This is a genomic window from Halomonas sp. ML-15, assembly GCF_014779595.1.
Classification (GTDB): domain Bacteria; phylum Pseudomonadota; class Gammaproteobacteria; order Pseudomonadales; family Halomonadaceae; genus Franzmannia.
Window position 1 is genome coordinate 19,339 of the sequence record NZ_JACXZT010000020.1, and the last position, 20,597, is coordinate 39,935.

General features: G+C 66.1%; 20 protein-coding genes. 5 read left to right on the plus strand and 15 right to left on the minus strand.

Translation table 11 applies throughout. The annotated features are described in order from the left end of the window. Positions 1-1,145, minus strand: a 1,145-nt coding sequence (tssI, locus tag IEI94_RS22385) for a type VI secretion system tip protein TssI/VgrG (RefSeq protein WP_224750348.1), incomplete at its 3' end; no start/stop codon positions are given. Positions 1,146-1,505: 360 nt separating this feature from the next. Here tssI and lipA point away from each other — a divergent pair. After that, complete coding sequence (lipA, locus tag IEI94_RS22390; protein WP_191169724.1) at positions 1,506-2,582, plus strand: lipoyl synthase; 1,077 nt, start codon at positions 1,506-1,508, stop codon at positions 2,580-2,582. Here the strand turns inward: lipA and lipB are convergent. The 11 genes from lipB to IEI94_RS22445 all read right to left on the minus strand — a co-directional run bounded on the left by lipB (position 2,566) and on the right by IEI94_RS22445 (position 12,971). Continuing rightward, positions 2,566-3,267, minus strand: a complete 702-nt coding sequence (gene lipB / locus IEI94_RS22395; protein ID WP_191169725.1) for a lipoyl(octanoyl) transferase LipB — start codon at positions 3,265-3,267, stop codon at positions 2,566-2,568. The two genes, lipA and lipB, sit on opposite strands and share 17 nt — an antisense overlap. After that, complete coding sequence (locus IEI94_RS22400) at positions 3,267-3,578, minus strand: YbeD family protein (protein WP_191169726.1); 312 nt, start codon at positions 3,576-3,578, stop codon at positions 3,267-3,269. Before IEI94_RS22400 ends, lipB begins: the two co-directional genes overlap by 1 nt. A 122-nt stretch (positions 3,579-3,700) precedes the next feature. Continuing rightward, positions 3,701-4,900, minus strand: a complete 1,200-nt coding sequence (locus tag IEI94_RS22405) for a D-alanyl-D-alanine carboxypeptidase family protein (RefSeq protein WP_191169727.1) — start codon at positions 4,898-4,900, stop codon at positions 3,701-3,703. 52 nt (positions 4,901-4,952) lie between these two features. Further along, positions 4,953-5,957 carry a septal ring lytic transglycosylase RlpA family protein gene (locus IEI94_RS22410; RefSeq protein WP_191169728.1) on the minus strand — a complete coding sequence of 335 codons (1,005 nt, stop codon included), beginning with the start codon at positions 5,955-5,957 and terminating at the stop codon, positions 4,953-4,955. Next, positions 5,936-6,985 (minus strand): lytic murein transglycosylase B, encoded by a 1,050-nt coding sequence (gene mltB / locus IEI94_RS22415; RefSeq protein WP_191169729.1) that lies wholly within the window; start codon positions 6,983-6,985, stop codon positions 5,936-5,938. The genes IEI94_RS22410 and mltB overlap by 22 nt, the downstream gene beginning before the upstream one ends. Before the next feature lie 43 nt (positions 6,986-7,028). Next, positions 7,029-8,189, minus strand: a complete 1,161-nt coding sequence (rodA, locus tag IEI94_RS22420) for a rod shape-determining protein RodA (protein ID WP_224750349.1) — start codon at positions 8,187-8,189, stop codon at positions 7,029-7,031. A gap of 19 nt (positions 8,190-8,208) precedes the next feature. Then, positions 8,209-10,116, minus strand: a complete 1,908-nt coding sequence (mrdA, locus tag IEI94_RS22425; RefSeq protein WP_191169730.1) for a penicillin-binding protein 2 — start codon at positions 10,114-10,116, stop codon at positions 8,209-8,211. A gap of 33 nt (positions 10,117-10,149) precedes the next feature. Beyond that, positions 10,150-10,617, minus strand: coding sequence for a 23S rRNA (pseudouridine(1915)-N(3))-methyltransferase RlmH (gene rlmH / locus IEI94_RS22430; protein WP_191169731.1), 468 nt, complete (start codon positions 10,615-10,617; stop codon positions 10,150-10,152). Next, positions 10,614-10,976, minus strand: a complete 363-nt coding sequence (gene rsfS / locus IEI94_RS22435; protein WP_191169732.1) for a ribosome silencing factor — start codon at positions 10,974-10,976, stop codon at positions 10,614-10,616. Before rsfS ends, rlmH begins: the two co-directional genes overlap by 4 nt. 56 nt (positions 10,977-11,032) lie before the next feature. Continuing rightward, positions 11,033-11,710 carry a nicotinate-nucleotide adenylyltransferase gene (nadD, locus tag IEI94_RS22440; RefSeq protein WP_191169733.1) on the minus strand — a complete coding sequence of 226 codons (678 nt, stop codon included), beginning with the start codon at positions 11,708-11,710 and terminating at the stop codon, positions 11,033-11,035. After that, entirely contained in the window at positions 11,691-12,971 is a 1,281-nt protein-coding gene (locus tag IEI94_RS22445) for a glutamate-5-semialdehyde dehydrogenase (RefSeq protein WP_191169734.1), read from the minus strand. The genes nadD and IEI94_RS22445 overlap by 20 nt, the downstream gene beginning before the upstream one ends. Positions 12,972-13,075: 104 nt before the next feature. Between IEI94_RS22445 and IEI94_RS22450 the strand changes: the two genes are divergently transcribed. From IEI94_RS22450 to IEI94_RS22460, 3 genes are read left to right on the plus strand one after another with little or no spacing between them, the layout of a single operon-like run. Beyond that, positions 13,076-13,945 (plus strand): hypothetical protein, encoded by an 870-nt coding sequence (locus IEI94_RS22450; RefSeq protein WP_191169735.1) that lies wholly within the window; start codon positions 13,076-13,078, stop codon positions 13,943-13,945. Next, the gene (locus tag IEI94_RS22455) at positions 13,942-14,886 is read left to right on the plus strand and encodes a GGDEF domain-containing protein (RefSeq protein WP_191169736.1); all 945 of its coding nucleotides are present in this window, start codon (positions 13,942-13,944) and stop codon (positions 14,884-14,886) included. Before IEI94_RS22450 ends, IEI94_RS22455 begins: the two co-directional genes overlap by 4 nt. Further along, on the plus strand, positions 14,883-16,289 hold the full coding sequence (locus tag IEI94_RS22460; RefSeq protein WP_191169737.1) for a bifunctional DedA family/phosphatase PAP2 family protein: 1,407 nt from the start codon (positions 14,883-14,885) through the stop codon (positions 16,287-16,289). The genes IEI94_RS22455 and IEI94_RS22460 overlap by 4 nt, the downstream gene beginning before the upstream one ends. Positions 16,290-16,305: 16 nt before the next feature. On the opposite strand, the gene IEI94_RS22465 is transcribed toward IEI94_RS22460, so the two are convergent. The 3 genes from IEI94_RS22465 to mpl all read right to left on the minus strand — a co-directional run bounded on the left by IEI94_RS22465 (position 16,306) and on the right by mpl (position 18,992). Further along, on the minus strand, positions 16,306-16,929 hold the full coding sequence (locus tag IEI94_RS22465; RefSeq protein ID WP_191169738.1) for a LysE family translocator: 624 nt from the start codon (positions 16,927-16,929) through the stop codon (positions 16,306-16,308). A 70-nt stretch (positions 16,930-16,999) separates the two neighbouring features. Next, complete coding sequence (locus IEI94_RS22470) at positions 17,000-17,617, minus strand: flavin prenyltransferase UbiX (protein ID WP_191169739.1); 618 nt, start codon at positions 17,615-17,617, stop codon at positions 17,000-17,002. Continuing rightward, complete coding sequence (gene mpl / locus IEI94_RS22475) at positions 17,607-18,992, minus strand: UDP-N-acetylmuramate:L-alanyl-gamma-D-glutamyl-meso-diaminopimelate ligase (protein WP_191169740.1); 1,386 nt, start codon at positions 18,990-18,992, stop codon at positions 17,607-17,609. Before mpl ends, IEI94_RS22470 begins: the two co-directional genes overlap by 11 nt. Positions 18,993-19,183: 191 nt before the next feature. Here mpl and IEI94_RS22480 point away from each other — a divergent pair, with 191 nt between their 5' ends. Next, positions 19,184-20,443, plus strand: a complete 1,260-nt coding sequence (locus IEI94_RS22480) for a 6-phosphofructokinase (RefSeq protein ID WP_191169741.1) — start codon at positions 19,184-19,186, stop codon at positions 20,441-20,443. The last annotated feature ends 154 nt before the right edge of the window (positions 20,444-20,597 follow it).

Below are 20,597 nucleotides of genomic sequence, written 5' to 3' on the forward strand. Positions count from 1 at the left end.
CTGGGGTTGGGCACGGGCCGCCAGGCCTGATCGTCGGGCATCAGGATCAGTTCGTTGTGGTAGCGGGTCATGCCGCCACGCCCCTCGTTCTGGCTGTCTCCCTGGACGATACCGTCCTCCTCCAGGGCCTGGTGCTGCTCGCCGTGATGCACCACGCCGATCACCTGCCAGTCGCGGTTGAGCGTCTCGAGATCGTGGTCGGTGAGGGTGAAGCGTGCCCCCGGGGCGAGCTCGGGCAGGTCGCTCTCGGCGTCGGCGGTGCTGGCATTCTGGCGCAGCGCGTCGAGGCGAATGCGGGTGAAGGCCTCGCCGGAGGCGTCGGCCTTGTAGCGCCCGGGGTAGTCGTAGTGTTCGTAGTCGGCTCTTTGTCCGTGGGCTTCCAGCCCATCGGCCACGTGGTCGTGCAGCTGACCATAGCTCGGGTTCTTGAAGGAGTAGTCCTTGAGGGTGGCGCTGGCCGGGGCGATGCGGGCGACCTGGCGCAGCTTGCGCACATGGCGCTGCGGCGGCGTGCCCCCGGCGCGGCTGTGATAGCGGCGCTCGCCCAAATGGGGCAGCACCTGGGGGGCGTCGGCGAAGATCAGGCGGTGGCCGGCATCGCCCTCGTCGCCCGTGTCGCCGCCTGTTGCGAAGAACTCATGGTAATAGAACAGCCCCTCTTCGGCGGCCAGGCGCTGGACGAAGGCGAGATCGGTCTCGCGGTACTGGGTCAGATACTCGCGGGCCTCCGGTTCCCGGGTAGCGGCGAAGGCGATATCGGCGATGCCGTGCTCGTCGCACAGGGTGTTGAGCACGGTGAGCGGCGAGACCTCCTGAAAGATGCGCGAGTTGTGGCGCAGCCCAAGGCGCCACAGCGCGGGGCGGATCTCGACGTGATAGAAGGTGCGGCGGTGGCCGCTATCGCCGCGGCCGAACTCGCTGACTACGCCGTTGATAAGGCGCAGCGCCTCGCCATCCTGCCAGATCGTCAGGGTCGCCTCGCGGTCGAGGATATCGCTGGCAGAGAGGCCGCCGTCGCGGCTGGCGAAGCGTACGCTGAGCTCGAAGGGCGCGGAGAGTCGCTCACGATGGGTGAAGTCGATCACCGCCACGTCCTCGACACCGGGCAAGCCCAAGGTGAATTGCAATCCGCTTGCGCTGGCCATCACGCCTCCCTGCGTCTGGAACATGCCGTCTATTGATTTATTAGCAGAATAGAAAGCTTGGTGCAGCAAGGATACCAATCCCAGGCGCTGGTATCTGTGGGCGTTCGCCTAGAACGGTGTAGGAAATCGCTTACATTTATCAAGCATCATGCTTGTAAGCGCGAAAACTCCATGCCACCCAGGGAGGGGTTTACAGCGCCTCCTCGTAGACCTACCGCCGGCGCCCCTCGCTACTTGCTACTGCAGCCGTTTGGGAAACGCCAGGGCAGGCTGAATCCGCCCCCGGCCTTATGCTAAAGTGGCGTCTATCATGGTCCGGGTGACGCCGCCTGGGCAGCGAACAGAGAGGCTTAGATCGCTATGAGTAACAAGCCGTCGCGCGACATCTCCAGCGGGGCAAAATTCCGCAACGAGCACGGCATGTCCGTGATCAAGGATGGCATCAAGCAGCGCAGGCCGAGCCAGAAGACCGACGACTCCCAGGAAGGCGTCAGCAACGGCCGCAAGCCGCCCTGGCTGCGCATCCAGATTGCCGGCGGCGAACGCTTCGAAGCGGTCAAGCGCAATGTCAGCGAGCACCGCCTGAGCACGGTGTGTGCCGAGTCGCACTGCCCCAACATGGGCGAGTGCTGGAGCAACGGCACCGCCACCATCATGCTGATGGGCTCGGTGTGCACCCGCGCCTGCCGCTTCTGCGCCGTGGACACCGGCAACCCCCGCGGCTGGCTCGACGCCGAGGAGCCCGACAATACCGCCAAGTCGGTGGAGCTGATGGGCCTGCGCTACATCGTGCTGACCTCGGTGGACCGCGACGACCTCGACGACGGCGGCGCCAGCCACTACGCCGCCTGTGTCCGCGCCATCAAGGCGCGTACCCCGGAGGTGGTCGTCGAAGCCCTGACCCCGGATTTCGACGGCGTACATGACGCCATCGCCGACGTGGTGGATTCCGGCCTCGAGGTATTTGCCCAGAATGTCGAGACCGTCGAGCGCCTCACCCAGCGCGTCCGCGACCCTCGCGCCGGCTACCGCAAGACCCTCGACGTGCTGGCCTTCGCCAAGCATCACAAACCCGAGGTGCTGACCAAGACCAGCCTGATGCTGGGCCTGGGCGAGACCGAGGAGGAGATCCTCGCCACCTTTGACGACCTGCGCGAGATCGGCGTGGATATCGTCACCCTCGGCCAGTATCTGCGCCCCACCAAGAACCACCTGCCGGTGGAGCGTTGGGTCACCCCGGAAGAGTTCGAGCGCTACCGTCAACTAGGCTTGGAGAAGGGCTTCATGGAGGTCGCCTCGGGGCCGCTGGTACGCTCCAGCTACCGTGCCGACAAGGTCTTCGAGAAGAATAATCTGGGGCTGGCCGCACCGGCCAAGGTGCCCGGACAGCGGGCGCCGGAAGACAGCGGCCTGATCCCGGTCACGACGGTAGGCTGAGCCCCTGCTGGCGCTGGCAGTGCTCCGGTAGCTCGCCGGGCGCTGCCCAGTCGAGTTCGCGCCCCAGCTGCCTGCCCAGATGGCCCACCAGGCTGCGCGCCACGCTGTCCGAGTCCGGCGTCGCCGCGACCAGATCACTGATCCGCGTCATCGCCATACCGGCATAACCGCACGGATTGATGCGCGCAAAAGGGCCAAGATCCATGTCGACGTTGAGCGCCACACCGTGGAAGCTCGCGCCGCGGCGTATACGCAGCCCCAGCGAAGCGATCTTGGCCTCCCCCACGTAGACCCCGGGTGCATCCGCCCGCGCCGCGGCGGTAACGCCCAGATCGCCCAGCGCCCCCACCACGGCCTGCTCCAGCGCGGTAACCAGCTCGCGCACTCCCAGCTTCGAACGACGCACGTCGAGCAGCGGATAGACCACCAGCTGGCCGGGGCCGTGATAGGTCACCTGGCCGCCGCGGTCGGTCTGCACCACTGGTATGTCGCCGGGCATCAGCAGATGTTCGGGCTTGCCGGCCTGGCCTTGGGTGAACACCGGCTCATGCTCGACCACCCAGCACTGATCGCGAGTCTCGGCATCGCGGCCGTCCGTCAGCGCACGCATCGCCTCCCATACCGGCAGGTAAGGCTGACGCCCCAGGCAGAAGACCTGGATCGGCAGCGCAGGCCGCTCGCTCATCAGAGCACCATATGCACGCGGCCGGTACCCTTGAGCTCGGCGAACAGCGCCTCGAGCTGGGGCTGGCCGGTGGCGGTGATGGTCAGGCGTACCGACTGGAACTTGCCGTTGCGGCTGTCGACGACGCGGATCGACTGACGATCGAAACCCGGCGCATGGGTCTCGACCACCTCGACCACGGTGTCATGGAAGTCATCGGCGGCATCACCGACGATCTTCAGCGAGTAGTCGCAGGGGAATTCGACGCGCGGCGCCTTACCCGACGCCTCCGGGGTGTCGAGACGCAGGTCTCGCAGGGGCTTGTCGGCCATGATCATGAACACTCAAACAGGAATGTGGCGCTATTTTACGCAACCGACGGGCCGCAACCAAGGGTGCGGCTCCCGGCAGCGAACGCGGCAACCCCCGAGGAGTCGCCGCTGCGTGGCATCGATCAGCCAAACAGGCCGCTGATAAACTGGCGCACCATATCGAATACGCGCTTGAAGATGCCGCCCTGTTCGACGCTCTCCAGGGCCACCAGGGGGCGCTCACCGAGCACCTCGTCGCCCAGCTTGACCTCGAGGGTACCGAGCTGGTCACCGGCCGCGACCGGCGCGCTGATGTCGCCGCGCAGATTGAGTCGCGCCGTCAGCTCATCGCTGCGTCCACGCGGCACGGTCATCTTGACATCGCTATCCACACCGACCCGCACCTGATTCTCTGCGCCGCCCCAGATGCGCGGGGTTTCCAGCACCGAGCCCGCCTCGTAGAGGTTGAGGGTCTCGAAGTAGCGGAAGCCGTAGCTGAACAGCTTCTGGGTCTCCTGGGCGCGGGCCTCTTCGGAACTGGTGCCCATTACCACCGAGATCAGGCGCATGTCGTCGCGCTTGGCCGAGGCCACCAGCCCGTAGCCGGCCTCGGTGGTCCAGCCGGTCTTGAGGCCATCGACGGTGGCATCACGCCATAGCAGGCGGTTGCGATTGGGCTGGCGGATGTCGTTGAAGTCGAAGTAGCGCTCGGCGTAGATCGCGTAGTGCTCGGGGTAGTCGTTGATGATGTACTGCGAGAGCAGCGCCATGTCCCGCGCCGAGGAGTACTGCTCGGGGTCAGGCAGCCCGGTGGCATTGGCGAAACTGGTGTTGTGCAGTCCCAGGCGCTGGGCGTGCTGGTTCATCAGGTCGGCAAACGGCTGCTCCCCGCCGGCCAGATGCTCGGCCACGGCGACGCTGGCGTCGTTGCCCGACGAGATGATGATGCCGTAGAGCAGATCGCGGATCGATACCTCGGTATCGACTTCGATAAACATCTTGGAGCCGCCGGTGCGCCAGGCATTCTCACTGACCCGTACCATGTCATCCATGCTGATATTGCCGCGGTCGAGCTCCCGCTCCACCAGATAGGCGGTCATCAGCTTGGTCAGGCTGGCCGGCGGCAGCCGCTCATCCGCGTTGTGCTCGATCAGCACTTCGCCGCTATCGGCGTCCATCAGGAACCACGACTTGGCCGCCAGCTGCGGCGGCGAGGGCACCATGGTCTGCGGACTAGGCTGCTGGGCCTGAGCCGAGACCATGATACCAACGCTGGTCAGACCGGCGACCGCAAGCGGCAGCATCGAGCGACGCAAACCGGACAACAAGGCAAACACTTTCATCACACCCACTCTCACAAGAAAAAACGTCACTAGATTCACGACCCGCTATGGGTCAGTCATTGATTACCAGGGTCTGTTCGAAGCCTGCGCGGCGTAGCTCATCGCGCAGTGGCTCGACCCGGCTGTTATCGCTTACCGGCCCGACCTGGACGCGATACACGCTGGCATCGCTGGCGACCCGGACCGGCCGGTTGAGTTCACTCTGCAGCCGCGACTTCAGCGCCTCGGCGTTGCTCGCCGAGCCTAGCGCGGCGACCTGCAGGTAGATCGCTGCAGCGGCATCGCTCGCCGCTCCGTTGCTGCCAGCAGGGGTGGCAGCCACTTCCTGGGCCGGCGAGACACTCGAAGACGGTGGCGCCGCCACCTGCTCGGCACCGTCGCGCGCCTCACGCTGGACCGAAGCCATCTGGGTCGCGCCGTTGCCGCGATTCTCCTGCCAGGCTACCGGATCGATGGCTTCGACGCGCACCTTGCCGGTCCCGCGGCCCAGAATATCCAGTCGCGACGCCGCCGCATAGGAGAGGTCGATCTCGCGGTTGTCATGGAAAGGCCCACGGTCATTGACGCGCACGATCACCGAACGCCCGTTGTCGACGCTGGTTACCTTGACGAAGCTGGGCAGCGGCAGCGAGCGGTGCGCAGCCGTCATCAGGTACATGTCGTAGATCTCGCCATTGGCGGTAGCGTAGCCGTGGAACTTCTCGCCGTACCAGGAGGCGATGCCCTCATTGCTGTAGCCCACCTCATCGGAGAGCACATGGTAGGTCTCTCCCCACACTTCATAAGTGGAGCGATTGCCGCCCCGCGAGCGCGGCTCGACCCGCGGCTCGGCATCGGGCACGTCGGAGACGTCCGGCGGCAGATCCGGGTAGGCGTCGCGGCTCATCGAATAACGCCCGCTAGCGGTGCTGGTAGCGTCATCCGGTGACGAGCTGGCGGCGCCGCTGTCGGCAGCCCGCTGCGTGCCGCTACTGCCACCGCTGCCGGCACAGCCGGCCACCAACAGCAAGGTGGCCAAGGCCCCCACGGCGTGGGTCAGCTGTCGTCCTGAGCCCATGCACCCTCCTCATAGGCAGCAGCAATCTGTTCGGAAAGCTCGGTGACCGCCATGGCGTACAGATGGCTGTGATTGTAACGGGTGATCACGTAAAAATTGTGATGCCCGAGGCGATAGTGATAGCCAATCTCGTCGCTATCGTCATCGCGCCGATAGTCGAATGCCAGCGGTATCACCTCCTCTGGCGGCGCGGCGGCGGCATCCGCTTCGATGCCGGCCTCGGCCAGTTCATCCAGGCTCGCATAGGGCGGGCGAGTGGCGTTGAACTCGACGTCGTCGGGCAGGCTCTGGGGGCCGCTGGCCTCACTGAGGATCGCCTCGTCGGGGCGCCAGCCATGCTCGGCAAAATAGTTGCCGACGCTGCCGATGGCATCCACCGGATTGGTCCACAGGTCGCGAATGTCGTCGCCATCGAAGTCCACCGCATAGGCGCGATAGCTTGTGGGGATGAACTGCGGATAGCCCATGGCGCCAGCGTAGGAGCCGTGCAGCGAACCGGGCTCGACGCCCTCTTCATAGGCGATCTCGAGGAAGGCGGCCAGCTCGCCGCGGAAGAAGCGGTGGCGACTGGGGTGGTGAAAGGCCAGCGTCGACAGCGAATCGAGCACCCGGTGATTGCCCGTGAACTGGCCGTACTTGGTCTCGACGCCGATAATCGCGGCGATCACCTCCGGCGGCACACCGTATTCGGCCTCGGCGCGGGCAAAGGCGTCGTGATGGGCATCAATGAACGCCGCGCCCTGCAGGATACGATCGCGCTGCAGGAAGATCTCGCGATACTCGTCCCAGCGCAGACGCCGCTCGGCGGCCCCCTCCATGGCATCGAGCACGTCCTGGCTGAAGTCGGCCTGGCGCATGGCCGACTCGGCCCAGTCACGTGGCACCCCCTGCTCGCCGAGCATCTCGACCAGCGCGGCGACCTCGTCATCGGAGGCCGGGTCGAAGTCGCCGGCCAGGCCCGGCGACGCCAGCAGCAGTAGGCCTGCTGCAGCCAGCACGCCCTTTCCCTGAATTGCAGACACCGTCATCGGTCGCGCAGCTCCTTGCTAAATCATTCGGTGTAACACCGCCTCAACGAGGCAGCAGGCGGCGGTGGGCATGAATCGACATGAGAATACCGAAACCGGCCAGCAAGGTCACGCTGGAGGTGCCGCCATAGCTGACCAACGGCAATGGTACGCCGACCACCGGCAGAATACCGCTGACCATGCCCACGTTGACGAAGATATAGATGAAAAAGGTCAGGATGATGCTGCCCGCCAGCAGGCGACCAAAGCAGTCCTGGGCGGCATTGGCCAGCCACAGCCCACGAATGATCACCAGCAGATAGAGCGTCAGCACCAGCAGCATCCCCACCAGCCCGAACTCCTCGCCAAGCACCGCGACGATAAAGTCGGTATGCCGTTCGGGCAGGAATTCGAGCTGAGACTGAGTGCCCTGCAACCATCCCTTGCCGAGCAGGCCACCGCTGCCGATGGCCGTCGTCGACTGGATAATATTCCAGCCAGCGCCCAGCGGGTCGCTCTCGGGATTGAGGAACGTCAGCACCCGCTGGCGCTGATAGTTGTGCATGTTGATCCACAGTACCGGTAGCGCCGCCCCCGCCAGGACGATCAGGAAGGCGATGAAGCGCCATGAGAGTCCCGCCAGCAGGATCACGAACACCGCCGCACAGATCACCAGCAGCGAGGTGCCGAGATCCGGCTGGCGCGCGATCAGCATCACCGGCACCGCCATGAGCAAGCCACACACCACCAGATCGGTCCACTTGGGCGGCAGTTCGCGACGGCTCAGGTAGGCAGCGAGCATCATCGGCATCGCCAGCTTCATTAGCTCCGAGGGCTGGAAACGCACCACGCCGGGGATCACCAACCAGCGCTGAGCCCCCATCCCCATGTCGCCCAGCACCTCCACCGCCACCAGCATCGCCAGCGCCGCACCGTACAGCAGCGGCGCCCAGCGCAGCAGGGTGGCAGGCGACAGCCGTGCCAGCACCATCAGCACCACCAGCCCCAGGCCAAAGCGCGTGGCCTGGGCAATCACCGTCTCGATGCGTTGACCGCTGGCACTGTAGAGCACCAGCAGGCCGGCGCTCATCAGCACCAGCAACAGCAGCATGATCCAGGGGTCGATGCGCAGCTTGGTCCAGATGCTCTTGCGTCGCGACATGCCACTTTCGGGCGGGCGCACCGGATAGCCGCGCAGGCCGCGGGTGATATCGCCGAGCATCATGTGCATCCCTTCTTGATCATCAGTTTCCCGCCACGCTGGTGTCGTCGTTCTCCATCTCTTCGCGCAGCTCCTCGACGTCGAGGTCTTTATCGTCGAGCAGCCAGGCATCGGTCATCGCCCGCGCCAGATGCGCGGCGTGGGTGCTGCCGCCGCCGGCATTCTCGACGATCACCGACACGGCGATCTGCGGATCCTCGAGCGGCGCATAGGCGACAAACAGTGCATGATCGCGCAGCCGCTCGGCGAGCTCGTCGGCGTTGTAGCGCTGGTCCTGGCCCAGCGAGAAGACCTGGGCGGTGCCCGACTTGCCACCCATGCGGTATTCGAGGTCGACCCCGGTACGCCGCGCAGTGCCTTCACTGCCGGTCATCACCTTCTCGGCGCCGGAGAACACTCGGTCCCACCACTCCTCGTTCTCGAGCTCGATATCACCAAGGGTCTCGGGCAGCACCGCCTCCTGTTCATGCTCACCGATGCGCTTGGCCAACCGCGGCTTGACCCACTTGCCACGGTTGGCCAGCACCCCGGTGGCGGTCGCCAACTGTAGCGGCGTGACCTGCCAGTAGCCCTGGCCGATGCCCACCGACACGGTTTCGCCGGGGTACCAGGGCTGATTGAAGCGTCCACGCTTCCACTCCCGCGACGGCATCAGGGCGGCACTCTCGCCGAACACGTCGTGCCCGACCCGCTGACCGAAGCCGAATGCGGTCATCTGCTCATGCAGGCGATCGATGCCCATCTCGTGGGCCAGGGTGTAGTAGTAGGTATTATTGGAGACCTCGATCGAGCGCTCCATGTCGACCCGCCCGTGCCCCCAGCGCAGCCAGTTGCGGTAGCGGCGCGTGTCGCCCGGCAATTGGAAATAGCCGGGGTCGTTGATCACCCGATTGGGGGTAATCACCCCTTCGGCGAGCCCGGCGATGGCCAGGAACGGTTTGATGGTCGAGCCCGGGGGGTACTGGCCGCGGATCGCACGGTTGAACAGTGGCAGGTCGATGTTCTCCTGGAGTGCCTGATAGGAGGCCACATCGATGCCGGTGACGAAGCGGTTGCTGTCAAACCCCGGTGCCGAGACCAGTGCCAGGATCTCGCCGCTGGCCGGCTCGATGGCGACGATCGACCCGCGGCGGCCGTCGAGCAGCTCGTAGCCCAGTTTCTGCATGTCACGGTCGATGGTCAGCGTCAGGTTCTCGCCAGGTACCGGGTCGGTGCGCCCTAGTTCGCGCAGCACCCGCCCCCGGGCGTTGGTCTCGACCTTGCGCAGCCCGGCCTGGCCGTGCAGCACGTCCTCGTAGAAGCGCTCGACGCCGGTCTTGCCGATAAAGTGGGTGCCGGCATAGTTGCCGGGGTCTAGGTTCGCCAGCTCCTCGGCATTGATGCGCCCCACATAGCCGAGTGCATGGGAGAGCATCTCGGCGTCGGGATAGTAGCGCAGCAGCTGAGCCTCGACCTCGACGCCCGGCAGGCGGTGGCGGTTGAGCGCCAGGTGGGCGATCTGCTCCTCCTCCAGGTCACTCATCAGCAGCGCCGGCTGGAACGGCCGGGTGCGCTGCCGTGATCGCTCACGGAACGCTTCGACACCCTCCTCGGGCAGCGCCAGCAGCTCGACCAGCAGGTTCAGCGTGGCATCCAGGTCCTCGACGCGCTCACGGACCAGCATCAGATTGTAGGTCGGGCGATTCTCGGCCAGCAGCTCACCGTTGCGGTCATAGATCAGCCCACGGGTGGGCGGTAGCGGCTCGACCCGCACGCGATTCTTCTCCGAGCGGGTGATATAGACCTCGTGCTGGCTCACCTGCAGGTAGGCCAGGCGGCCCATCAGCGTTGCCGTCAGCGCTACCACCAGCAGTAACGCCAGCAGCGAGCGCAGGCGGAAGATACGAACTTCCTGATGCGTGTTCTTGAGTACCTGACGACGCTCACGCATGGGGCGGACTCGGGACATGTAACAAGGAATACCTCAACGGTGGTAGGGATGCCCTACCAGCAGCGTCCAGGCCCGATATAGTTGTTCGGCGAGCAAAATGCGCACCAGCGGGTGTGGCAGGGTCAGCGGCGACAACGACCAGCGCTGGTCGGCGCTCGCCGATAGCCCCGGCTCGATACCGTCGGGGCCGCCCACCAGCAGCGCCACATCACGCCCGGCGAGACGCCAATCGGCGGCCTGCTCGGCGAGCTGCTCGGTGCTCCAGGGCTTGCCGCCGACCTCCAGTGCCACCAGGTGCTCACGACCCTTGAGCCGCTCGCGCATGCGTTCACCCTCGCTGGCCACGGCGCGCGCGATATCGGCGTTCTTGCCACGCGCCCCCGGGGCGATCTCGATAATCTCGAGACTGAAGTCCCGCGGCAGGCGCTTACGGTATTCTGCGACGCCCTGCTCGACCCAGGCCGGCATCTTGGCACCCACTGCCAGCAGCTTGACCTTCACACACGCTCCCCGCGCACCTCGGTCTCGCCGTCGCTGGGAAGATCCGACCACAGCCGTTCGAGGTCGTAGAGGCGCCGGGTCTCGACCAGCATCACATGCACCACCAGCTCGCCGAGATCCACCAGCACCCAGTCGGAGCCGGCTTGTCCCTCGACGCCCAACGGCTGCAGGCCCTGCTCCTTGGTGTTCTCCACCACCCGGTTGGCCAGCGCCGACACGTGCCGGGTAGAGGTGCCGCTGGCGACTACCATCAGGTCCGTCACGCTGGTCAGGCGCGATACATCGAGGGTGGCGATATCCTGGCCCTTGAGCGACTCGAGGGCGTCTATCACCAGTGTCTTGAGGTCGTCAATCTGCATAGTGTCTGAGGGGCTCCTGGTGCAAATCGGGGGGTCGCTATGGTTAGCCCCACATTCTACCGCTCGTGGCGGTAGAGGCCCAGCGCCGTGATGCGATGTTCCACTCTCTCGGGTAGCAGGTAGCGCACCGAATCGCCGCAACTGAGGCGCCGACGCACCGCCGTGGCCGAGATCGCCATGCGCGATTCCAGTGCGATCCTGAGCACCCCGCCGGCCGGCGCAGCGAACAGCGCCGCCGGATCATCGACCTCGCGTCCGGCAATCAGTTCATCCAGTGCCGGCGGCAGCGGCTGGCGGTAGCCGGGACGCTCGAGCACCACCAGGTGCGCCAGCTGGAAGAGCCGCTGCGGCTGGTGCCAGTCGGCCAGCTTGAGAAAGGCATCGTGGCCCAGCGCCATCACCAGACGCGCCTGATCGCCGTAGTCGGCACGCAGGCTAGCCAGGGTGTCGGCGGAATAGGAGGGGCCGTCGCGTCGGATCTCACGGTCATCGGCGACCAGCCGGGGCGTGTCGCCGATGCCCAGCCGCAGCAGCGACAAGCGCTCGTGGCTGGCCACTCCCGGCTCACCGCGCAATGGCGGCCGGTGTGCGGGAATCATGTGCACTCGATCGAGCTCGAGCACCTCGGCCAGCTCTACCGCGCTGCGCAGGTGCCCCAGGTGCACCGGATCGAAGGTGCCGCCCAGCATCGCGACTCGCGGCGGAGCCTCTGACTCAGTCACGGATATGCCCATCCCCGAACACCACATACTTGCGCGTGGTCAGGCCCTCGAGGCCCACCGGGCCACGGGCGTGAAGCTTGTCGGTGGAGATCCCGATCTCCGCGCCGAGGCCGTATTCGAAACCGTCGGCAAAGCGCGTCGATGCATTGACGATCACCGAGCTGGAGTCGACCTCGGCCATGAAGCGCCGCGCCAGCGCATACTGCTCGGTGATGATGGCATCGGTGTGGTGTGAGCCGTAGTGCTCGATATGCGCCATGGCCGCATCGATGCCGTCGACCACGCGGATCGCCAGCACCGGGGCCAGGTACTCGGCATACCAGTCCTGCTCGCTGGCTTCCGCGGCCTCGGGCAGGAGTTCGCGGGTTCGCGAGCAGCCACGTAGCTCGACGCCATGCTCGGCGTAGGCGGCGGCGAGTCGCGGCAACAGCTCGGCCGCCAGCGGTGCGTCCACCAGCAGGGTCTCCATGGTGTTGCAGGTGCCGTAGCGGTGGGTCTTGGCGTTGACCGCAATCGCCAGCGCCTTGTCGTGATCGGCAGTCTGATCGATATAGACGTGGCAGACACCGTCGAGATGCTTGATCACCGGCACCCGCGCCTCGCGGGAGATACGTTCGATCAGCGACTTGCCACCGCGGGGAATGATCACATCGACGTACTCGGGCATGGCGATCAGACGGCCGACCGCGGCACGATCGGTGGTAGCCACGACCTGCACCGCTGCCTCGGGCACCCCGGCCTCGGCTAACCCCGCTCGCAGACAAGCGGCGATCGCGGCGTTGCTGTCGCGCGCCTCGGAGCCGCCACGCAGAATGCAGGCGTTGCCCGCCTTGAGGCACAAACTGGCCGCTTCGACGGTGACGTTGGGCCGCGATTCGTAGATGATACCGATCACGCCCAGCGGCACGCGCATCTGGCCGACCTGAATACCGCTGGGCCGATAGCGCAGACCGTCTACCTCGCCCACCGGGTCAGGCAGCGCGGCGACCTGCTGCAGCCCTTCGATCATCGCATCGATACGCGTGTCGGTCAGCGCCAGGCGATCGAGCAGTGCCGCATCGAGGCCGTTGTCGCGGCCACGGGCCAGGTCGCCGGCATTGGCCTCGATCAGCGTAGGTCGAGCCTTCTCGAGCTGCGCCGCGGTGGCCAGCAGCGCAGCGTTCTTGCGCGCGGTATCGAGACGCCGCAGCGTGGCACTGGCGGTACGAGCCTGCAGGCCAAGTTGGTCCATGTAGGCAACGACATCGGTAATGGCAGCGGTATGATCTGACATGCCCTGGCGTGACTCCTGATAGCGAATGCTCGGCAACGATGACCGGCTGGATGAGAAACATCATGATACAGCGGAACGTCTCAATATAAGGCACCATGGATAGCATGTACAAAGTCCACGGCTTTCGCCTCGCCCTGCTGCTTGCCGCCCTGCTCTGTGCCGTGATGAGCATGGCCCTGGAAGCCGGCTCCGCGCGCTCGCTACTGTGGGCCGCAACAGGCTGGCTGCTGGCCACTGCGCTGCTCCTGCAGCGCAGCTATCGCTGGCCGGCGCGCCTGCCCTGGCAGCTGATTCCGAGCCTGCTGCTGGCTGGCATGGTGTCGCTGGAGCCCGACGCCCTGGGCGCCTGGCTATGGGCCTTCGCGATTTTGATGATGCTGCCCCAGCCGCGCTGGATGATGGCCCTCAATGCGACCCTGGCGGGACTCGCGTGGTGGCAGGTGGCGGCGATGTTGCCCGCTGCCGAGGCAACGGTCAGCGGCATGCTGCTGGCGGCACTGCTGCTGGCGGGAGCCGCTCACGCGGTGCAGCTGCGGCCACTATGGCAACGGGTCACCCAGCGCCAGCGGCTCACCCCCGGGCTGCGCCTGTGGTCGGCCGAACGCCTCGATGAGGCCCTCGCCCAGGAACGTACCCGCAGCGAGCGCGACCCGCTATATAGCGAGCTGCTGCTAATCCGCACGACTCGACGGCGCTGCTGGCTGCTGGCACACCGCCTGGCCAGGGCCAGCCATGCATTCGAGCACTGCTATCGCCTCGACCGGCGCACCCTGGCGATCATGCTGGTCGGCCGCCATGCCGACGCGGTGCGCGAGCGTTGCCACAGCCTGCTGCACTGTCTCGGCGAATGCGATGGGCATCTGCATGCCCGGACCCTGCCACTGGCCCATAGCGAGCGACTCGACGAAGCCCGCGACGCACTCGCCAAACAGCACTCACCGCTGATCCTCGGCATGGGAGACTCTCCGTCATGACGCCGCGTCTCGAGAGCCTGCCCTCGCGACTTTTCGCGCTGGTCTACCTATTGGCAGCGCTACTTGCTGCGGCCCACGCCGGCTGGCACTACCTGATGGGCCATTACGACTACATTCTGCTGCCTGCCATCGGCGCGCTGCTGCTGGTGGGCGCTGCGATAGTCCGACTCGCCGATGAACGCGCCCAACGCATGGCGTCTTACATGCTGATCACTACCAGCTATCTGCTGCTGGCCGTGGAGCTGCTCCGGCTCGAGCAGGCCGCCGACCTGTGGCTGGGCTTGCCACCGGTGCTGGCGCTGCTGCTGCTACCGCTGGGTCCGGCATTGATGCTCAACCTGCTGCTGGCGCCGCTGTGGCTATTGCTGATGGATGTCGACATGAGCCTGCCACAGGCTGCACTCAGCTATCTCGCGCTGGCTGCGCTGAGCACCCTGGCCCCCTGGGAGCAGCTGCGCCAGCTCGCCCTGCTGCGTGCCACCGACCCCAATGATACGCAGTGCGATGCACTATCCCCCAGTGCCATCGAGGAAACCCTGCAGAGCGAACTGGCACGCGCCCAGGCACTCGATCGCCGCCTCAGCGTGCTGGTCATCCATCTGCCGCAGCTGGATATGGCCAGCGAGCAGTTCGGGCCACGCCTCTATCGCGATATGTTGCAACGCTTCTGCCAGGTAGCGCACCATACCTGCCGCAGTCACGACAGCCTGGGTCGCGCCGACGGCAATCTGTTCTGGCTAGTCTTGCCGGACACCGGCGACAACGGCGCGCTGATGGTTCGCAACCGCCTGCTGGCAGCGCTGGAGCGCTGTGTGCTCGCCGAGACCGGGCCGCTGACGGCACGCATCGCCGTATGCACCCCCCAACCCAGCGAACGCTGGCTGGCCTTCGAACAACGCCTCCTGCGCAGGGGGCACGCGCTGACGGAGTCCGCGTCTTGAATATTGCCGACTGGCTCTACCAGTTGACCCCCTCTCCCGCTCTACTGTTGATGATCATCGCCATCATCGCACTGCTCGAGTGCCTTGCCGTGGTCGGCCTCATCATGCCCGGCGTGGTGTTGATGACGGCCGCCGCTTCGCTGGCAGGGCACCAGGATCTATCGATCCCATTGGTGCTGCTGGCCGCGGCGCTCGGCGCCCTGGCCGGCGATGGGCTGAGCTTCGCGCTGGGCCATACCCAGCGCGAACGGGTACCGCGGCTGTGGCCGTTTCACCGTCATCCGGAGTGGCTGGCACGGGGCGCGCGCTTCTTTCAGCGCTATGGCACGCTGTCGGTCATCTTTGCGCGCTTCGTCGGCCCGGTACGCCCGGTGATACCGATGATCGCCGGCATGCTGCATATGTCGCCGTTCGCCTTCATGTGGGCCTCGCTGCTGTCGGCGCTACTGTGGGCGCCGGCCTATGTGCTACCGGGCTATCTGCTTGGCCGCACCTGGCAACAGTTGCTGGATATCCCCCCCGGCACTCAGCAGTGGCTGCTCGCTCTGGCAGCGGTCATCGTGGTGCTGGCGCTATGCTTTTCGTGGCTGCGCCATCAGCTGGCGCGGGGAGGAAGGGTCTATTTTGCCATGGCGCGGCTGGCCCGCGGCGCGGCCTGGCGACGCCGGCTGTGGATGCGCCTGCGAGCGCGCCGGCCGCGCGGCGAATTTCCGCTGGGTTCGCTGTGCCTGCTGGTGTTCTCGCTGACCGCCCTGTGCATCTGGACGCTGATCGTCCTCGAGCACCAGGGGCCGATGCTGATGGACACCCAGATTCAGGGCATGGCCGGTGCGCTGGACATGGCCTGGGTCGCCACCGCCAGCGAGCTGATGGCGCGAACTGGTGACACCTATGGCGTGCTGGCGCTGTTCCTGCCCTGGGCGCTGTGGCTGCTGTGGGCACGGCATATCTCGGCGTTTCTTCACCTTAGTGCCGGTCTCGGCGGCATCGCCGTGGCCAACACCCTGTTCAAGCAGCTGGCCGGGCGCGAGCGGCCGGACTTCCCGGAGTACCTCACAGGATCGCTTGCCTACCCCAGCGCCCATGCCTCCACCGCAGTGGTGCTGTACGGCCTGGCCGCCGCCTTTATCGCCCAGGAACTGCCGGCGCGCTATCGCGTCTGGGCCTATTGGGCGGCCATCCTGCTGGCGGTGCCGATGGCGCTGTCGCGCCTGACGCTGGGCGTCCACTGGACGAGCGATCTGATCGGTGGGGCGCTACTGGGACTGGTAGTCTGCGCCCTGGTGCGTATCAGCTATCACCGCTTCGCTCACCGCCCGCTGGCCCCGGCACCCTGGCTGAGTCTCGCCAGCGCCTCGCTGGTACTGCTGGCCATGCGGCTGGCCTGGCTGCCGCCCACCTGAGGTGGACGCTCAGCGCCTAGCCGAGCGCCAGCCATATCCCCACCCCCACCATCATCGAGCCGGCGATGCGGTTGAGCAGCCGCACATTGCCACTCTCGCCGAGCAGCTTGCGCGCGGTGCGCCCGCCGCCGGCGTAGAGCAGCAGGCAGATAAATTCGATGATCAGGATCACCCCCACCAGCGCCGCCAGCTGCGGTCCTAGTGCCAGGCTGGCGTCCAGAAACGGCGGCAGAAGTGCCACAAAAAAGGCCCAACCCTTGGGGTTGGCTACCGCAGTGACGAAGCCCTGCATCGCCAGCTGGGTGCGGGTGGCGCGGGGCAGCTCGACACTCTCCAACGGAATCGCCATGCGGCCCCGGGAGCGCCACATCATCACCCCGAGGTAGGCTAGATAGGCCCCGCCCACCCACTTGAACAGCGCAAACAGCTCGGGCTGACGCAGCATCAGCGCCGCCACCCCGGCACCGGCAGCCACCGCCACCAGCGCTACGCCCGCCAGCTCGCCAAGCATCATCCAAAGGGTGCGCTTTACCCCCTGGGTCATACCCAGAATCATCGCCAGCGTCATGCACATGCCCGGCGTCAGCGAGACCATGAAGAACGTCGGTACGAAAACCGACAACAGCGATAGCTTGATCATCCGTGACCCTTCTCTGCGACAACACCATGCTTATCTTGAGCACCTGCCATGACACCCAGATGACATGCCCTCACGTCTCACCCCAGCGCGGCACCAGGCGGTGCTCGATGCCCAACTGATTAAGAATCCGCGCGACGATGAAGTCGATCAGATCGTCGATGCTCGACGGCTGATGATAGAACCCCGGTGCCGCTGGCAGGATGACCGCGCCCATCCGCGTCAGGCTGAGCATATGCTCGAGATGAATCGCCGAAAACGGCGTCTCGCGGGGCACCAGAATCAGCTGACGGCGCTCCTTGAGAGCGACGTCGGCGGCGCGCTCGATCAAGTTGTTGCTGGCCCCGGCGGCCACCGCCGACAGGGTGCCGGTGGAGCACGGGCAGATCACCATCGACGCCGGCGCGCCGGAGCCGGAGGCCACCGGGGCCATCCAGTCTTCCCGCGCAAAGCAGCGGATCTGTCCCGGCTGCGCGCCGCTCATGCCGCTGAGCGCCTCGACCAGCCGCTCGGGGCGGGCCGGCAGCGACTCCTCGGTTTCGGTCTCGATCACCAGGTGCGCGGCCTTGGAGATCATCACCCACACCTCATGCTCGGCAGCCACCAGGCATTCGATCAGGCGCAGGCCGTACTGGGCGCCGGAAGCGCCGGTCAGCGCCACCGTCACCGGCGGCTTGAACTCATTCGCCATGTTCCACCTCCAGGGCTGCCAGCAGCTTGTCGTGGATACCGCCGAAGCTGCCGTTGGACATCACTACAATGCGATCCAGCGGCCGCGCCTCGGCCACCACCGCTGCCACCAGCGCGTCGAGCTCCTCGACCAGATGCGCCGGCTGACGGCTCGCGGCGATCACCTCCTCCAGCGACCAGTCGAACCCTGCCGGCTGATACCACCACACCGCATCGGCATCGTCGACGCTCTGCGCCAGCCGGCTGCGCAGGGTGCCCAGGCGCATGGTATTGGAGCGCGGCTCGATCACCGCCAGCAGCCGCCCCTTGGGGGTCGCCGCGCGTAGCCCGCCGAGGGTCGCGGCAATCGCCGTAGGGTGGTGGGCGAAGTCATCGATGACCTGGATATGCGCCACCTCGCCGCGCACCTCCTGACGCCGTCGCGGGTTCTCGAAGCGTGCCAATGCCGCGCAGCCGCGCGCCAGGTCGACGCCGAAGGCATGGGCCGCAGCCAGGGCGGCCAGAGCGTTGCGCGCGTTATACTCACCGTTGAGCGGCCAGTCGACCACGGCGTCTTCCTCGTCACCCTCGGCGTGGCGATGAATGACCCGAAAGCGCGAGGCGTCGTCACGCTCCAGCTCGATGCGCCACTCGCTCTCCTGCCCTAGCCCCAGTCGCGCCACCGGCGTCCAGCAGCCCTGGGCCAGCACTCGTTCGAGGGCCGGCTGGTCGTCGGCCACCAGCAGCTGGCCTCGGCCTGGCACGGTGCGCACCAGATGGTGGAACTGGCGCTCGATGGCCGCCAGATCGGGAAAGATGTCGGCGTGGTCGAACTCCAGATTGCCAAGCACCGCGATCAGCGGGCGGTAGTGGACGAACTTGGAGCGCTTGTCGAAGAAGGCCGTATCGTATTCGTCGGCTTCGACCACGAACGGCGCACCCTCGCCGCCGAGTCGCGCCGAGACACCGAAGTTGCGCGGCACCCCACCGATCAGAAAGCCCGGCGCCAGGCCTGCGGCCTCGAGCAACCAGGCGGTGAGGCTGGCGGTGGTGGTCTTGCCGTGGGTGCCGGCAACCGCGATCACCGGCCTGCCCGGCAGCACCTGCTCGGCCAGCCACTGGGGGCCGGAGACATAGGGCAAACCCTGATCAAGCATCGCCTCGACCTCGGGGTTACCCCGCGACAGCGCGTTGCCGATCACCACCAGATCTGGCCGCGGCGCGAGGTTGTCCGCGGCGAAGCCCTCGCTGAGCCTGATACCGGCCTCGGCCAGTTGAGTGCTCATCGGCGGATAGACATTGGCATCCGAGCCGCTGACGCGATGGCCGAGCTCGCGGGCCAGCAGCGCCAGGCTGCCCATGAAAGTGCCACAGATTCCAACTACATGAACGTGCATCGCGTGCCTCCTGCCACAGTCGCTGCGAGACTAGCACGCCGCCTGGGCCGCCACCACAGGCCGTCGTGCCCGCACCCAGCGATCCGTTTCCAGATGGCGACAGGATGCACCTCCCCCCACTTTCGACTAAGATGTGCCACCGACTTTACGCCCTTTCGATGATCCGCCACTGCAGGAGCGAAGCAATCCCCATGGCCCAGCACAACGCCTTCTACGCCCAATCCGGTGGTGTCACCGCCGTCATCAACGCCAGTGCCTGCGGGGTGATTGAGGCTTGCCGCCGCGAATCCGACCGGATCGGCAAGGTGTATGCAGGTCACAACGGTATCATCGGGGCCCTGACCGAAGACCTGATCGACGTCTCCCAGGAGACCGACGAAGCCATTGCCGCGCTGCGCCACACCCCGGGCGGTGCCTTCGGCTCGTGCCGCTACAAGCTCAAGGACATCGAGACCCACCGCACCCAGTACGAGCGCTTGATCGAGGTCTTCAAGGCCCACGATATCCGCTACTTCTTCTACAATGGCGGCGGCGACAGCGCCGACACCTGCCTCAAGGTCTCCCAGCTCTCCGAGAAGCTCGGCTACCCGCTGACCGCCATCCACGTGCCCAAGACCGTCGACAACGACCTGCCGATTACCGACAACTCGCCGGGCTTCGGCAGCGTCGCCAAGTACATCGCCACCTCCACCCAGGAAGCGTCGCTGGACATCGCCTCGATGTGTGCGACGTCGACCAAGGTGTTCGTGCTCGAAGTAATGGGCCGCCACGCCGGCTGGATCGCCGCCTCCGGCGCGCTGGCCGGCAAGGGTGAGGGTGAACCGCCGCACCTGGTGATCTTCCCCGAGATCCATTTCAACCGCGCCGCGGTGATGAAGCGCGTCGACGAGGCGGTCAAGAAGTATGGCTACTGCGTGATCGTGGTCTCCGAGGGCGCCCGCTACGAAGACGGCACCTTCCTCGCCGACTCCGGCAATACCGACGCCTTTGGCCACCGCCAGCTGGGCGGCGTGGCGCCGACCCTGGCCGGGATGGTCAAGCAGGACCTGGGCTACAAGTACCACTGGGCCGTCGCCGACTATCTGCAGCGCGCCGCGCGCCATCTGGCCTCGAAGACCGACGTCGAGCAGGCCTATGCGGTGGGCAAGAAGGCCGTGGAGCTGGCGCTGGAGGGCAAGAACGCCATGATGCCGGCGATCAAGCGCGTCTCCGACGATCCCTACGAGTGGTGCATCGAGGCGGCTCCGCTGGCCGAGGTCGCCAACCGTGAGAAATTCATGCCCCGCGACTTTATCCGCGAGGATGGCTTCGGTATCACCGATGCCTGTCGCCGCTACCTGTCGCCGCTGATCCAGGGCGAAGACTTCCCGCCATTCGAGAACGGTCTGCCCAAGGTCGCCCATCTCAAGCTGGCCAAGGTCGAGCGCAAGCTGCCGGCGTTTACGCTGTAACAGGGCTTATTGGGCAGCGCTGCGCGCTGCATCGCGGTTGAAACCGCTCCTTGTATGTTGACGCCATATGAGTTGGTAGGGTTATGCACCAGTTACCGGGGAGGCCGCCCGCTCCTGGAAGCAGCATCGACTGACTTCGTGTGTAGAGAGGCTC